This window comes from Vibrio frigidus (assembly GCF_042465995.1).
Taxonomy (GTDB): Bacteria; Pseudomonadota; Gammaproteobacteria; order Enterobacterales; family Vibrionaceae; genus Vibrio.
Map to the genome: position 1 here is coordinate 48,762 of NZ_JBCDMC010000012.1, position 15,821 is coordinate 64,582.

At 42.6% G+C, this 15,821-nt stretch carries 10 protein-coding genes; 4 read left to right on the forward strand and 6 right to left on the reverse strand.

Translation table 11 applies throughout. The features are described 5' to 3' along the window. Positions 1-36 precede the first annotated feature (36 nt). Positions 37-519 (forward strand): CinA family protein, encoded by a 483-nt coding sequence (locus tag AACW90_RS18735; RefSeq protein ID WP_390237508.1) that lies wholly within the window; start codon positions 37-39, stop codon positions 517-519. A gap of 5 nt (positions 520-524) precedes the next feature. On the opposite strand, the gene AACW90_RS18740 is transcribed toward AACW90_RS18735, so the two are convergent. The 6 genes from AACW90_RS18740 to gltB all read right to left on the reverse strand — a co-directional run bounded on the left by AACW90_RS18740 (position 525) and on the right by gltB (position 10,017). Next, positions 525-1,145 (reverse strand): TRIC cation channel family protein, encoded by a 621-nt coding sequence (locus AACW90_RS18740; protein ID WP_390237511.1) that lies wholly within the window; start codon positions 1,143-1,145, stop codon positions 525-527. 124 nt (positions 1,146-1,269) lie between these two features. Further along, entirely contained in the window at positions 1,270-2,103 is an 834-nt protein-coding gene (gene btuF / locus AACW90_RS18745; RefSeq protein ID WP_390237514.1) for a vitamin B12 ABC transporter substrate-binding protein BtuF, read from the reverse strand. A gap of 1 nt (position 2,104) precedes the next feature. Then, positions 2,105-3,058 (reverse strand): cobalamin biosynthesis family protein, encoded by a 954-nt coding sequence (locus tag AACW90_RS18750; protein ID WP_390237517.1) that lies wholly within the window; start codon positions 3,056-3,058, stop codon positions 2,105-2,107. Positions 3,059-3,063: 5 nt separating this feature from the next. Further along, positions 3,064-3,759, reverse strand: coding sequence for a 5'-methylthioadenosine/S-adenosylhomocysteine nucleosidase (gene mtnN, locus AACW90_RS18755; protein WP_390237519.1), 696 nt, complete (start codon positions 3,757-3,759; stop codon positions 3,064-3,066). Positions 3,760-3,997: 238 nt separating this feature from the next. Further along, positions 3,998-5,470 (reverse strand): glutamate synthase subunit beta, encoded by a 1,473-nt coding sequence (locus tag AACW90_RS18760; protein WP_390237521.1) that lies wholly within the window; start codon positions 5,468-5,470, stop codon positions 3,998-4,000. Beyond that, the gene (gene gltB, locus AACW90_RS18765) at positions 5,470-10,017 is read right to left on the reverse strand and encodes a glutamate synthase large subunit (RefSeq protein WP_390237523.1); all 4,548 of its coding nucleotides are present in this window, start codon (positions 10,015-10,017) and stop codon (positions 5,470-5,472) included. The genes AACW90_RS18760 and gltB overlap by 1 nt, the downstream gene beginning before the upstream one ends. Before the next feature lie 623 nt (positions 10,018-10,640). On the opposite strand from gltB, the gene mnmL reads away from it, so the two are divergent. From mnmL to arcB, 3 genes are all read left to right on the forward strand, one after another. Next, a complete protein-coding gene (gene mnmL, locus AACW90_RS18770) occupies positions 10,641-11,597 on the forward strand; it encodes a tRNA modification radical SAM protein MnmL/YtqA (RefSeq protein WP_390237525.1) in 957 nt (318 codons plus the stop codon). 40 nt (positions 11,598-11,637) lie between these two features. Next, complete coding sequence (locus AACW90_RS18775) at positions 11,638-13,377, forward strand: sensor domain-containing diguanylate cyclase (RefSeq protein ID WP_390237529.1); 1,740 nt, start codon at positions 11,638-11,640, stop codon at positions 13,375-13,377. A gap of 80 nt (positions 13,378-13,457) precedes the next feature. Next, positions 13,458-15,809 carry an aerobic respiration two-component sensor histidine kinase ArcB gene (gene arcB / locus AACW90_RS18780; protein WP_390237532.1) on the forward strand — a complete coding sequence of 784 codons (2,352 nt, stop codon included), beginning with the start codon at positions 13,458-13,460 and terminating at the stop codon, positions 15,807-15,809. Positions 15,810-15,821 lie beyond the last annotated feature (12 nt).

Consider the following 15,821-nt stretch of genomic DNA (forward strand, 5'->3'; position numbering starts at 1 on the left):
TAATAAAAACAGAGTCAATCAGAGGGTTTGTGACCGATGCTATCATTAAGCGAATTAAGCCAAAAAGTAGGTGTTTTATTAGCAGATAATAGCCATGTTTTGGTTACGGCAGAATCTTGTACCGGGGGAGGTATTGCGTCTGCCATTACCGATGTTTCAGGGAGTTCCGCTTGGTTTGATAGAGCGTTCGTTACTTATAGCAATGAAGCAAAAATGGACATGATTGATGTCAATCCTAAAACACTTAATATCTATGGTGCAGTAAGTCAGGAAACGGTAGAAGAGATGGCATCTGGTGCGTTAAGACATTCACAAGCAACGATATCAATATCGGTGAGTGGGATTGCAGGTCCAACTGGAGGAACGGAGGATAAACCAGTAGGAACCGTATGGTTTGGCTGGAAAGTAGGCAACCAGTTTGAAGAGCAAGAGATGGTTTGTTTCAGTGGTAATAGAGAAAGAGTCCGCGAACAGGCGTGTTATCACGCCCTTGCGAAGTTAGTAGAGCTATTAAGTTAAGTCTATTACCGATGAAGAGCGAAAGTGGGTAGTGAGAGGTGCCACTTAATTGCACCCAATCGAATGATCAGTGTGGCGAAAGCGCCCGCGATAAATGCCGTTCTATTGCTGTAGTCGAAATAGAGGGCGCCTACGTGGATGCTACCACCGATAATACAAGCCGTGGCATACACTTCACTTCTTAGAACCATAGGGACCTCTCGAGCGAGTACGTCGCGAATAATACCGCCACCGCACCCAGTAATTACTCCCATAATTACTGCAATCAAGTACGAGTCTTGAAATAACAGAGACTTTTCCACACCGATACCGACGAATGCTCCTAGCCCTATGGCATCACAAACTGGCAATACAAACCAAGGTAAACGCTTCGGTCGACGGATAATTATCATGGTTAACAGGCAGGTGATGATAATTATCCAGATGTAGGCGATGTCTGTAATCCAAAATACAGGCGTTGCACCCAATGCCATGTCTCGGATAGATCCGCCCCCAATAGCCGTAACGCTACCAAGCACAATGACACCAAATGGGTCCATCTTTAACCGTCCAGCGAGCAGTACGCCTGAAATAGCAAAAACAGCGGTACCAAATATATCAATAAAATAAAGTAGGGTAGAATCCATAGGTGACTAAAAACTAGTTAGGATGAAAATTGGCTCGATTTTACTCCAATTTCTAGTGTGATGACGAAGTATTTATCCTAATCCGTCGGATTACATTAATGATGGATACACTACCGCGTATATTTTATCTACGCGTCTCCGGATAGTATTCCTTTCTAGCGATATCAAAAAACTCACAGGCTTGTGCGACGGCTTTTAATGAACGAGGAGTGGGTCGGTTTAACCAATCGGCATTAAGCGACCAAATAAACTGATGTTTAACTGCGGGTATTTGCTCTTGCCATGGCTGCCAAATTTCCGTGTTTTGTATCGTGTGAGGTGACGTAAACATCACTTCTGGTGCCTTTAGGATAACCTGTTCTAAACCTACTTGTGGGTAGGGTATTGGGGATTGCTCAAAGATATTCACGCCACCACACAGTGAAAAAACTTCGCTAGGCCAGTGGTTTTTCGCAATGGTGTATATGGGTTTGCTACTGAGTTGATAAAAATAGGAAACTGGAACGTTATTGGAGTACTGGTTTTGTAGCCTCTTTAGTTCTGTTCTATAGGCTTTTGCATTGTCGTGACCGATCTTTGCAGAGTCTGCATATTGACTTAATTCGTCAATTTTATCGGCTATTTCAGATAAATAAGTCGTATCGGAATAATAGATGGAAAAACCAAGCTCTTTAAGTTGGTTGAGAGACTTAACTGAACCACCAGATCGCCAAGCAACAATAAGATCTGGATTGAGAGCGACAATCCTTTCAATATTAACACTGTCAAAACTGGCCACTATTTCTAGTGATTGCGCCTCTTCTGGATAGTTACTGTATTTGCTCACAGCAACTAGTTTATCACCTAATCCTGCTGCGTAAATTAGTTCAGTAGATGATGGGGCAAGCGAGATCACTCGCTCTATGCAATAAGCGAATGGAGAGGCTGAAAATAATAAAACAAAGAAAGTAAGACGCAAGCTAAATCCCTTGATAAAACAAAAACATAATTATGCTTTGTAGTGCTATCCAGACAAAAAGTCGCCATGCGAGTAGTTTTTGAATTTGGCCAAGATGCAACGCCACGGGTGCAATTCTGCCACCTATTTTGGGTCGGATAGTTTTATTGTTGCCGTAAATAGCAGGCCCACCTAAGGAGAGCTCTAATTTATTGCCAACCGAAGAAAGAAGCCAAGCAGGTCCGGGCGTTGGCCATGTTTTGCTCTGCGTTAATACTTGAGAAAAAACCTGCATTGCATTCTTTCCAATGATGATCATGATACTGAACATGCGCAGTGGTATAAACTCAAACAGTGCCAACATTCGAATAGAAGTAAGGCCAAAAGGAAGGAACTCACTGCGACTAGGAGACCATGCTCTGGCTAATTCGGATATTAACCTAAACATGAGCGCGCCAATCCCGCCGGTTAAGCCAAACCAAAAAAGCACGGATACAACGTTTCGACCATAACCCAAAATCAAGGTTTCAGCACCCGCTTTGCCAATACCTAAAGGTGACAAAGACTTTGTTTCTCTATTTAGAATTGGCAGAAGAAGGCTTCGAGCAAGCTTTTTATCTTCTTTTGCAAGCGCATCCGCCAGAGCATGGCCTAGTTTTTCACTATTTCGCCAATCAATAGCAAGCAATAAAAGAGCAAGATCGAACAACTGAGATTGCCAAACCAATGGTTTTAGTGCAACCAAAACGGCAAATGCAGGCAAGATCATCAACATCCATGCTAAAGAGCCTGAAAGAATACTTTGGGAATGGCTTTTATTTGTATTGACCTTTTCTGCCAATATTCTGGCAAAGGCGCGCCATAATGTTGCAGGATGCGCGGACATAGGAATAGGTAAGATTAGGTGGAAAAGCAAGCCTCCCCACAAAACCAATAGAGCACCATTACTTACTATCTGGTCGAATGCTGTTTGCATATTGGTTATTTCAACAATTTAACCATGTTGATTACCATCTCAGATGAATTCTTTGCTGCCAGTGGCAGAAACTCATCAAAGCTTATTGGAGATTCTTTGTCCGCAACATCAGATATCGCGCGTACAACGACGAATGGGATATTAAATTGATGACAGGTTTGAGCAATGGCTGCCGCTTCCATTTCAACGGCAATAACCGACGGAAAGTAATTGTGGATATATTGTGCTTTCTCATCGGTACAGACAAAAACATCGCCAGTACAAATAAGACCTCGAACAGAGTGCTGACCATCTTTCATCGCAATCGCTTTCTCAGCGATGCTGATGAGATTATCATCGGCAGTAAATGCGGCGGGTTGTGCTGCCATTTGCCCCATTTCATAACCAAATGCGGTAACGTCTACATCATGATGACGTACCTCTGTAGATACAACAACATCACCTAGGTTTAGGCTCGAGTCAAAGCCTCCGGCAGAGCCAGTATTAATGACAATATCTGGACAATATTGGTCTAAAAGAATGGCGGTTCCAATGGAAGCGGCAACTTTACCAATACCCGATTGAAGTAAAACAACATCAACGCCTTCTATCTGGCCAGAAAAAAAAGTACTGCTTCCTTTTTTCTCTTCTACATAGTTAGACAATGCGTCTTTTAAGATGGACACTTCTTGTTCCATCGCACCAATAATGCCGATTTTCATGATTTTCTCTTAGAGATTTAAATAGATAACTAAGGTGAGATTGTAGCATATAGATTTGGACTGGGAATCTAGAATTTAGATGCGAGGCGCATTGTTAAGTGTACATGGATATCTTGAACGGTTCGCGAAACCGACTACATTTTGGACGTTTGAGAATTAAGACTCAAGAACAAAAAAGGCCAGCTAAAATAGCTGGCCAAAACAAAGTTTGGAAGGAAACCTTTGTTATATAAAAATATTAAGCATTTGAAAGCATCAATGAATCTGCTTTGGCTTCCAAATTAGTACCCCCCATCAAGTAAGCATCTACTGCGCGAGCACATTCACGACCTTCGTTGATACAACGAACCACCAATGATTGACCTGTACGCATATCACCTGCAGCAAAGATACCTTTTTGGTTAGTAGCAAAGTCTTCTGTCGCAACGTTGCCGCGATCATCCAGTTTTATGTCAAGTTGGGCGAGAACACCAGTTGGTTCTGGATGAAGGAAACCCATTGCCAAGAAAGCTTTATCACAAGGAACAACGCGCTCACTACCTTCTACTTCTTTAAAGTTTGGACGTTCGCCTGGCTTCGCGTCTTCCCACTCTATATCCGCTAAACGTAAACCCGTTACCTGACCAGATTCGTCACCGATGAACTCTTTGGTTAGAATGTTCCAGTGGCGTTCACAGCCTTCTTCATGGGAAGAGGATGTACGAAGAATCATTGGATACTCAGGCCATGGCATGTTTACAGGGCGCTTCTCTGGTGGCATTGGCATGATTTCAACTTGAGTAATACTTGTTGCACCATGACGGTTTGATGTACCAACACAGTCAGAACCAGTATCGCCACCGCCAATGACAATCACGTTGCAATCTTTCGCATGAATTTCTTCAGTCTTTAGATTCATGTTGTTTGCACGGCGGTTATTTTGACCGAGGAATTCCATCGCAAAATGAACGCCTTTAAGTTCACGGCCTGGGATTGGAAGATCACGAGGAACGGTAGAACCTCCGGTTAATATAACGGCATCAAAGTCTTGACGAAATTGCAGAGCGTTAATGTCTACACCGATATGAGAATGGGTTTCAAAAATGATTCCAGCATCTTCCATCAGATTGATTTTACGATCAATAACATCCATGCCAAGTTTAAAGTCAGGGATACCAAAACGTAATAAACCACCTATTTTTTCATCACGCTCATAAACAGTCACGCAGTGACCAGCGCTGTTTAGCTGCTCTGCAGCAGCAAGACCTGCAGGACCTGAACCGACAATGGCGACGGTTTTACCAGAGCGAATACGTGGTTTTTTAGGTTGAGCGTACCCTTCACGATACGCTGTCTCTACAATCGTTTTTTCAATGTTACAGATAGTGATTGGGTCTTGATTAATACCCAGTACACAGGCTGTCTCACAAGGAGCAGGGCAAATACGACCCGTGAACTCTGGGAAGTTGTTTGTGCTGCTTAGAATGTGCCATGCCTCTTCCCAGCTATCACGATAGACCGCATCGTTAAACTCGGGAATGATATTACCGATAGGGCAGCCGCTATGACAAAACGGCACACCACAGTCCATACAACGAGAAGCTTGAGTTTCAATGTTTTCACCAAACTCCTCGTTTAGAACGAACTCTTTATTGTTTTGAATACGAACACTAGGGTCGATCTTCTTTGGCAGTTCACGACCATGCTCTAAAAATCCAGTAGCCTTACCCATTATACTGCCTCCAACTCTTCCGTGTTTACTGCTTGAGCATCCGCTTTGCGTTTTTGCATTACTGCTTTGTAATCGCGTGGCATTACTTTGATCATTTGCGCTAAGTTTGCGTCAAAATCATCAAGGAAAGCTTTTGCTACCGTACTTCCAGTGAACTTGATGTGTTTAGTTAACATATCTTCAAGAAGATCTTTATCTTCTTGTTCAATTGGATCTAGGTCGACAAGTTCGGGGTTAAGTCTTTTATCGAAGTCCCCAACTTTGTCCCAAACATAAGCCGTACCGCCACTCATGCCTGCTGCAAAATTTCGACCTGTTGTGCCAAGGATAATGGCAATACCACCAGTCATATATTCACAACCGTGGTCTCCAATACCTTCTACAACTACTTTCGCTCCTGAGTTTCGTACACAGAAACGTTCGCCAGCAAGGCCTCGAATGAATGACTCTCCAGAGGTTGCGCCGTAAAAACAGACGTTACCAACAACGATATTCTCTTCTGGCACAATGGTAGCGCTTGAATCAGGGTAGAGCACGAGGGTACCGCCAGATAGGCCTTTACCCCAGTAATCATTCGCATTACCTTCAACTTCAAACTTCACGCCTTTTGCAAGGAATGCACCGAAGGATTGACCTGCAGAACCGGTGAATTTAACTTCCATCGGTTTTGGTAGCCCTTGGTCTTTGTATACTTTCGAAATTTCATTCGACAGCATAGTACCGGTACTACGATCGGTGTTTATTATTGGCAAGCTTGCTGAAACAGATTCGCCGTTCTCTAATGCAGGTTTCGCTATCTTAATAAGCTTACGGTCAATAACGTCTTCAAGTTGGTGGTTCTGTTTGATTTGGTTATAGACGCCATCTGCTTCACGCGCTTTTTCAACATGAAGTACTGGTGTTAGGTCAAGGTTCTTATATTTCCAATGTTTGATATCATCACGTACTTTTAGCTTGTGAGATTGACCAACCATTTCTTGAATAGTGCGGAACCCAAGTTCTGCCATTACTTCACGTAGACCTTCAGCCATGTACTGGAAGAAAGTAACCACGTCATCTACACGGCCGTCGAAACGCTCACGTAGTGTTTTGTTCTGTGTGGCGATACCTACAGGGCAAGTGTTTTTATGGCACTTACGCATCATGATACAACCTTCAACAACGAGTGCAGCTGTTGCTACACCCCACTCTTCAGCACCTAACAGTGTTGCTACTGCAAGGTCACGTGGTGTTTTCATCTGACCATCTGACTGAACAACAATACGGTTACGTAGACCATTTTTTAGTAACGTTTGGTGCGTTTCTGCCAACCCTAGTTCCCAAGGAAGGCCAGTATGGCGAATGGACGAAATAGGTGAAGCACCTGTACCGCCATCAAAGCCTGCAATAAGAACAACATCGGCTTTTGCTTTTGCAACACCAGAAGCGATAGTACCTACACCGGCTTCAGACACGAGTTTCACGTTCACTCGACCGTCACGGTTCGCATTCTTCAAGTCGTAGATCAGCTGAGCCAGATCCTCGATTGAGTAGATATCGTGGTGCGGTGGTGGTGAAATCAAGCCGACACCTGGAGTAGAGTGACGAGTTGCCCCGATCCAGTCATCCACTTTATCGCCAGGTAATTGACCACCTTCGCCTGGTTTCGCTCCCTGCGCCATCTTAATCTGAATTTCATCAGCATTCGTGAGGTAGTAAGAGGTAACACCAAAGCGTCCAGAGGCAACTTGTTTGATTGCCGAACGTTCCCAATCTCCATTCTCTTTTCTTTCGAAACGATCAGGGTCTTCACCACCTTCGCCGGAGTTCGATTTCGCTCCAATACGATTCATCGCAACAGCAAGTGTTGAGTGCGCCTCGTAGGAGATAGAACCAAAGCTCATTGCACCAGTAGCGAAGCGCTTGAGAATGCTTTCAATGGGTTCCACTTCCTCAAGAGGAATGGAGCCAGAAGGGTTGTTAACGAAATCTAACTGACTACGTAGTGTTGCTGCGTTGTCCCCTTGAGCGTCTACGGCATTGGTATACTGTTTGAACTGATCGTAGTCTTTGTTACGCGTAGACTTTTGAAGCAGTGAAATCGTTTCTGGATTAAACAAGTGCTTTTCACCACGTTGTTTCCATTGATAAACACCACCCACATCCAGCATCTGCACTGGAATCTCACGAGTCGGGAAGCCGATACGATGGCGTACCAAGACCTCTTTCGCAATGTCGTCGATAGTCAAACCTTGAATACGAGTAACGGTACCCGTGAAGTACTTATCAACCACAGATTTGCTGATACCAAGCGCTTCGAAGATCTGTGCGCCATGGTAAGACTGCAGTGTAGATATGCCCATCTTAGAGAAAATCTTAAGCAAGCCGCCATTGACACCATTACGATAGTTGCAAAACAACGTTTCTGATGGCGTTTCTGCGTCTAGCTTTTTCTTCTTTTGAAGGTCAACAATGGATTCCATTACTAGGTAAGGGTTAACCGCATTGGCACCATAACCAATAAGTGTTGCAAAATGGTGTGTTTCACGAGCATCACCTGTTTCAACAACGATGTCACATTTAGCACGTAATCCTTTACGAATTAAGTGATGATGAACGGCACCAACAGCAAGCATGGCAGGAATCGCCGCATGGTTAGAGTTGGTTGCACGGTCAGTCAGAAGAATAATTGAGTAGCCATCGTTAACCGCATCTTCAGCATACTGACAGATTCGTTTAAGAGCGCGCTCTAGCTTGCCTTCTTCTTCACTGGCACGGAATACTATATCAAGCGTTTTAGCTTGGAGGTACTCGTTATCGATCGCTCGTAGTTTCTCTAATTCAGAGTTAGAAAGAACAGGCGACTCAAGTTCAACTTTTTGACAGTGTTCTGCTGTTTCAGTCAGTAGGTTCTGATCTTTACCTAGGTAAGTATTCAGAGACATAACCATACGTTCACGAATCGGATCGATAGGCGGGTTGGTAACCTGAGCAAATAGCTGTTTAAAGTAGTTAGATAAGTGTTGGGACTGGTGAGAAAGTATCGCCAGTGGCCAATCTGCACCCATGGAGCCAAGAGGTTCTTTACCTTCTCTAGCCATAGGAACAATAATTTCGTTTACTTCTTCAGTGGTGATACCAAAAGCCTGTTGACTATGAAGTAAGCGTTCTGCTGAAGGTTGGTGATGCATGTTATCCGCATCAGGCAATTTCTTCAGGCTTAATAGGTTGTCTTTAACCCACTGCTGATAGGGTTGAGATGAAGCGATGCCATCTTTCACTTCTTCATCAGAAATAATGCGACCTTGTTCAAGGTCAGCCACAAAGATACGACCTGGTTGTAAACGACCGTGATATTCCACGTTGCTTGGCTCAATCTCTACCACACCAGATTCAGATGCCATCACTAGGAAGTTATCTTTGGTTACTGTATAGCGAGAAGGGCGAAGACCGTTACGGTCTAGTGTCGCTCCTACTTGAACACCATCAGTGAAACAGACAGAAGCTGGGCCATCCCATGGTTCCATCAAGTTCGCGTGGTACTGATAAAATGCGCGGCGGGTCTTGTCCATGTTTTTGTTTTCTTGCCACGCTTCAGGAATCATCATCATGAGTGCATGTGGCAATGAGCGACCAGAAAGAACCAGCAGTTCTAGCGCCATATCAAAGTTAGATGAGTCCGACATCCCTTCCTGACAAATAGGAAGCAACATATCGATTTCAGCTTGAGTGAACAGGTCTGACTCAAGAATCGCTTCACGGGCCTTCATCCAGTTTAAGTTACCGCGTACGGTGTTAATTTCACCATTGTGTGCGATATAACGGAAAGGCTGCGCTAGACGCCATCTAGGGAATGTATTGGTAGAGAAACGAGAGTGAACTAAGGCTAAAGCGGTAACCATGGCTGGGTTGCCAAGATCTAAGAAGTATTGAGGTACTTGCTCAGTAGTTAACTGGCCTTTATAAACAAGCGTCTTATAAGACATTGAGTTGATATAAAACTCGTCTTTAATATTAGAGACACTTTCTAGGCAAACACGAACGGTGTAGTTACGTAATACATACAGTTTACGTTCAAGTTCTTCAGGTGTTGTTCCTGGGCTACCAGAAATAAAGACATGCTCGAATTGTGGCTCAGTAGATAGTGGATCATCACCAAGCATAGAGTTGTCTACAGGCAGAACTCGATAGCCTACGATCTCTAGATCTAATCGACGTGCGTTACGCTCTAAAATATCGCGACACTGCTGACGTTTGTACTTATCTTTAGGAAAAAGTAATACGCCCACACCATACTTTTCAAAAGACGGTAGCTTAATACCAAGTTTTACCGACTCTTCAAGTAAAAATTCATGAGGTTTTTGTAGCAAGATTCCAGCACCGTCTCCGCTGCATGGATCACAACCTTGACCGCCACGGTGTTCCATTCTCGCTAGCATATCTAGCGCCTGGGTTACAACGTCGTGCGATTTACGGTTTTTTAAGTGAGCAACAAAACCAATACCACAAGCGTCATGCTCCAATTCAGGAGTATAAAGACCTTGTTTTTTCTGCTCTCTATCTACCATAAGATACATCCTTCCAATTAAATTTCAGGCGTAACATGCCTAAGGCATTTCCACCCTGTCATTTTATTATTTGTATAATTCATAGCATCACCAAGTGTGATGAGCTTGAGTCCATTCCGTTCTTCACAGGAAATTTATTTGTGAAAAAAACATCTCCGTTAGTGTTATCCGTTATTATTAGGCCACTTTGTGGTGGTTTATGTTGGTGGGTTGGATATACACAGATTATTCTGCATTAAAATGCGGGCCCTTTCCCTAGGGTTCTAAATGCAGACATCCATCCATCCTACAATTTTGTGTAGCTTAATTCCATCAAAAAGTTGAGCTTGATTCTGTTTTTTTAATAAACACATGAATAATAAACAGTAAAAATGACCTAAAGATGTCGATTTCAAGCGAAGATAGTGCATTTTTATTGAAATCTGCATCGCTTTATTGATATGGGATAGTGAATCACTTTGTACCACTGCCTATAATTTCGCGGCGTTATTTTTCAATGATGTAATTTTCTTTCATATGCACTCAGTCCTTTTTTGTTGTTCATATGGAGATAACACATTAAAACAAGTTTCTAGGCCGTTAGTACATATAGGTCAATAGCAAGAAATAGGTAGTTCGAATCGATGCAATTACATGAATTAGTTAATACCCTTGGTCAAGACCTTCAACATAGATATGGAGAGAAAGTCCATAAACTAACGTTACATGGCGGTTTTAGCTGTCCTAATAGAGATGGAACGCTAGGACGAGGTGGCTGTACTTATTGTAATGTGGCTTCTTTTTCTGATGAGAAAACTCAGAAACAGAGCATCTTAGAACAGCTAGCAGAGCGAGCGGGTGAGGTAAAGAGAGCCAAAAGGTACCTCGCTTACTTTCAAGCTTATACAAGCACCTATGCGGAAGTTCAGACCCTCAAAAACATGTATGAAGAAGCGTTAAAACTCGCGGATATGGTTGGTTTGTGTGTGGGGACTCGGCCAGATTGCGTTCCTGATGTGGTATTAGATTTGCTGTCTGATTATGTTCAGCAAGGCTACGAGATTTGGCTCGAGTTGGGTTTACAAACAGCAAATAACGATACCTTGAAACGTATAAATAGAGGGCACGATTTCGAATGCTATGCAGATATCACTAAAAAAGCTCGGGCATTGGGTATAAAAGTGTGTACGCATCTCATCATCGGTTTACCAAAAGAGACCAAAATCGACTATCTAGACACGATGGAGAAGGTTTTGGAAGTGGGTACCGATGGTATAAAACTTCACCCACTGCATATCGTCGAGGGGAGTACAATGGCCAAAGCGTGGAAAGCAGGTCGGTTAGAAGCCCCAGAAATGGATGAATACGTTGCTGTTGCCAGTGAACTCATTCGAATGACGCCTCCAGAAGTGGTGTACCACAGAGTCTCTGCCGCCGCCCGCCGTCCGACCTTACTTGCTCCACTTTGGTGTGAAAATAGATGGTTAGGGATGACAGAAATCGGACGTGCATTGGATAAAGATGGTGCGCAAGGCTCTTCGATAAATGTTCCATTCGTGTACTCAACACCGATAGTTAAAGAACAGAGCAGAACAAACTGATATATTCGTAACAATTATTTATAAATGAACACGATACGAAATGGACAACCTGTTTTATCAGATAGCAAAATGGAATTACTTTGCAGGAATAGAAATGCTGGTAGCCGTAATAGCATTCTCTATCATCGTTATGCAGAGGCGAAAGTATCAAAATCAAATGAGCTCCTTTTATAAGAATACGCCAATTGCAATAATGGTGATTGATAGGGAGTCCGGTGTCATTTTGTTATCTAATCGAAGTGCCATGCAACAACTAGGCATAAGAAAAATTGGTGAAAAATACCTATATCCATCAGGGTTAGAACAGGCCTCTTTTTTAAAAACATTTAAACCGGTCAGTGGCAAGAGCTTTCAAAGCCTTGAACAGACGTGGACCACTTCAGATAGACCTCCAATCAATATTGATTTTTCTGGACGAAAAATTCGCTTCAATAACCGCTCGTCTTGGTTGCTGTATGCAACTTTGCATCAAAACTCTGGCTTAGAAAATGAACAAGTGAAAACGTCCTTAAGGATTGCTAGAACCTCTCTCGATACACTCTCTGAGCTAATTTATATTAAGAATAAAGACGGTCATATTGTCGATACCAACCACGCCTTTGATAAGTTTTGGAAAGGAAGAGTTGACGAATCCGATGTCGATATCGAGGGAATCCTTCAAGGAAGAAGTACACAAAGGCGTTGGACGACAGATCCAGAAGGTCGAGGTTGCTTGCTGGAAACTTCTCAATCGACACTATTATCGAGCGATGGTGAGGTTCTTGGTTCCCTAGGTATAAGCCATGATGTAACGGATTGGTTTAAAATGCAGCAGGATCTACGTGATGAAATGGAAAAGCGTAAGGGAACAGAGATTGCTCTGGCACAAAGAGATACGATTTTAGAATCCTTGTTAGAATCTTCACCCGACGGTATTGCATTGTTCAATGAAAACAAAGTGTATGAAGCATGTAACCAAGCCTTTGCTGATATGCTGGGCATTTCTGACTACACGACGTTAGTGGGAAAACGCATTGAAGATGTTTTGCCTCAGAATATGGACAAAGATGCCTCTCGCACCGATGAGCAAGTACTCAAAGATGGTAAACCATTGAGATATCGTGAGCAGACATTTGATGATAACGGCCACCCAAGATGGTTTGACGTTGTAAAATCGCCTTATAAAGATCCCAACTCTGGGGCGAATGGTGTATTGCTTATGACTCGAGATGTGACCGATAGTTGCCTAGTGGAAATACAGCTAGAAGAAATGAATCATGAATTAGAAAGGCTAAGCTTTTTGGATGGCTTAACGCAGATAGCGAATAGAAGAAGCTTTGACGAACAACTTGATACAATTTTGAATATCCATAAAAGACAAAAAATGTCACTCACAGTGATGTTGTGCGATATCGATTTCTTTAAAGACTTTAATGATAACTATGGGCATCAAAAAGGTGATGAAACGTTAAGGCTAGTAGCGCAATCATTTCAACAGGTCCTGACACGTTCATCGGATTGTGTAGCAAGGTATGGTGGCGAAGAATTTGGCTTCGTTATTCCCAATACCAATTACAACGGTGCGCAAGTATTGGCAAGAAAGATTCATGATGTAATTAAGGATCTAAACATTAAGCATGAGTTCTCGTCAGTGAGCGATCGAATTACATTGAGTATTGGTGTTGTATCAGTAACACCGACTAGCAACGATGAGCCCAAGAGATTAGTGGGCTATGCAGATCAAGCCCTTTATTCAGCGAAAAAACAGGGTCGAAACCAGACCCGATATCATCAAGATTAGTGGTAAAAAGTGATAGATAGTACTTACAAGTTGCTTTCTAATGGATAGAATAGCGTATCTTCTTTTTCTCGGAGTAATAAATGAAACCAATCAAAAGCTTAGCTCAGTATTATGTTGATCTTCTCGTTAAGCTGGGCATTCTTCGGTTTTCGATTCTTCTCGCCCTTGCGCTCGTTGCTCTTGCGGTTTTCGTTCAGGTTGGTATCACATTAGGCCTGCAAGGGAATGTTGATGATATTGATATTATTCGCTCTGTTTTCTTTGGTCTTCTTATTACCCCATGGGCTGTGTACTTTTTGTCTGTTGTGGTTGATCAGTTAGAAGAATCTCGACAGAGACTCTCTAAGTTGGTTTCTAAGTTAAAAGAAATGCGCTCACGAGACAAAGAACTGAACAATCAACTACAACTGAATATAATTAAGCTCAATCAAGAGATAGAAGAGAGACAAAAAGCGGAAGAAGCTCGACAAGATGCTATCAATGATCTTGAGAATGAAGTTTATCAGAGAGAGAAAACGCAATTAGAGCTTGCTGAACGGACAACATTACTTCGGTCCTTTATCGATACATCACCAGACCTTATTTATTACCGAAATGCAGATGGCATTTTTTCTGGATGTAACCGTGCGGTTGAAGAACTCACGGGCCGTTCAGAACAAGAGTTAGTTGGTTTGACTCCTTGGGATGTTTACAGCAAAGAAATTGCGCAGGAAGTCGTCACCACGGATGAGTTGGTTTTTCGTAATAATGAAGAGATCACTTATGAACAGTGGCTGGAATATCCAGATGGAAAAAAAGTATATTTTGAGCTTCGTAAGGTACCATTTTATAACAAAGAAGGCCGTCACCTAGGATTGGTTGGCTTTGGACGAGACATCACGGAGCGTAAGAAGTATCAAGATGCTTTAGAAAAGGCGAGTAGAGATAAAACCACCTTTGTCTCTACCGTGAGTCATGAATTAAGAACCCCTCTTAATGGCATTGTTGGCTTAAGTCGAATGCTGCTAGATACTTCACTTTCGGAAGAACAGCGCCAACATATGCAGACCATCAATGTCAGTGCTATTACCTTGGGCAATATTTTTAACGATATTATCGATATGGACAAATTTGATCGTCGAAAACTAGAATTATTGCCAAAGGCGATCAACCTAGAAGATTTTGTTTCAGAGATGGAGAGTATTTCGGCGTTGATGGCCGAACAAAAAGGTTTGCGATTCGATCTAGAGCGACTGACCAACTTTCCTAGTTTTATCGAAGCCGATGCGACCCGTCTACGTCAGGTGCTTTGGAATTTAATTGGAAACGCCACCAAGTTTACCAAAGAGGGTGGTGTGGTAATGAGTGTCGGCGTTGATGTTGAAGATGGCATGGCTGATATTGTATTTGAAGTAGAAGATACGGGCATTGGTATACCTGAAAAAGAACTCGATAAAATCTTTGCGATGTATTATCAAGTGAAATCGGGTAAGGATAATTTACATGCAGTAGGAACTGGGATTGGGCTCGCTGTCTCCAAGCAATTAGTCAAAATGATGGGCGGAGATATCCTTGTCAGTAGTGAAGAAGGGTTTGGAAGCACCTTTACCCTAAATATCCGCGTACCGGTTGTTAAAGCGGTCACTGAAGTGAAGAACAAGCCGAAGCAACAAAGAGCGATTCGTATTTTCATGATAGAAGATATTCAACTGAATATTACGGTTGCTAAATCTTTGTTGGAAAGTTTGGGTCACTCTGTTGATATCGCAATGGATGGGGAGGACGCCATCGCACAGTTCTCCCCGGACAAATATGATTTAGTTTTGCTGGATATTCAGTTGCCAGATATGACGGGTTTTGATGTCGCACAATATTATCGTGAACAATTTACAGAGTTGCCTCCGTTAGTCGCATTGACCGCGAATGTAATGAAAGACAAAAAAGACTATATCGAAAAAGGAATGGATGATGCACTTAGTAAACCCCTCTCTGTAAAAGCGATTCAAAGGGTCATTGAAAAATGGTGTATTGCAGATGAACCTAAAAAAAGTGGGGAGCAACTAAAAGAACAAGAAAAAATATCAAGTCCAGATGTTTCTTCGACGCTTTTAGATATTGAAATGCTCGAATCCTATGTGGATATCGTTGGTACGCAGCCAGTGTTAGACAGTATAAAAATGTTTGAAGAGATGTTGCCGGGCTACTTAGAGATCTTAGACTCTAATATGGTGGCGCAAGATCAAGACGGAATTGTATCGGAAGCACATAAAATAAAGGGTGCAGCAGGATCTATAGGATTAATGCATATTCAAAAGGTTGCACAAAAAGCTCAGTCACCAGAAATGCCAGCATGGTGGGAGAATATTGCAGACTGGGTTGATGAGATTAAAAATGAATACCAAAATGACATTAAGATCTTGAGAACATGGTTAGCGGGACAAGATAAGCAATAGCCGTTGAATCGG

What these genes read in the sequence shown, in the direction of transcription:
- gltB (WP_390237523.1), bottom strand. Translation starts at nt 10,017, where the DNA reads ATGGTAGATAGAGAGCAGAAAAAACAAGGTCTTTATACTCCTGAATTG.
- arcB (WP_390237532.1), top strand. Translation starts at nt 13,458, where the DNA reads ATGAAACCAATCAAAAGCTTAGCTCAGTATTATGTTGATCTTCTCGTT.
- AACW90_RS18775 (WP_390237529.1), top strand. Translation starts at nt 11,638, where the DNA reads ATGGACAACCTGTTTTATCAGATAGCAAAATGGAATTACTTTGCAGGA.
- AACW90_RS18740 (WP_390237511.1), bottom strand. Translation starts at nt 1,145, where the DNA reads ATGGATTCTACCCTACTTTATTTTATTGATATATTTGGTACCGCTGTT.
- AACW90_RS18760 (WP_390237521.1), bottom strand. Translation starts at nt 5,470, where the DNA reads ATGGGTAAGGCTACTGGATTTTTAGAGCATGGTCGTGAACTGCCAAAG.
- mnmL (WP_390237525.1), top strand. Translation starts at nt 10,641, where the DNA reads ATGCAATTACATGAATTAGTTAATACCCTTGGTCAAGACCTTCAACAT.
- mtnN (WP_390237519.1), bottom strand. Translation starts at nt 3,759, where the DNA reads ATGAAAATCGGCATTATTGGTGCGATGGAACAAGAAGTGTCCATCTTA.
- AACW90_RS18750 (WP_390237517.1), bottom strand. Translation starts at nt 3,058, where the DNA reads ATGCAAACAGCATTCGACCAGATAGTAAGTAATGGTGCTCTATTGGTT.
- AACW90_RS18735 (WP_390237508.1), top strand. Translation starts at nt 37, where the DNA reads ATGCTATCATTAAGCGAATTAAGCCAAAAAGTAGGTGTTTTATTAGCA.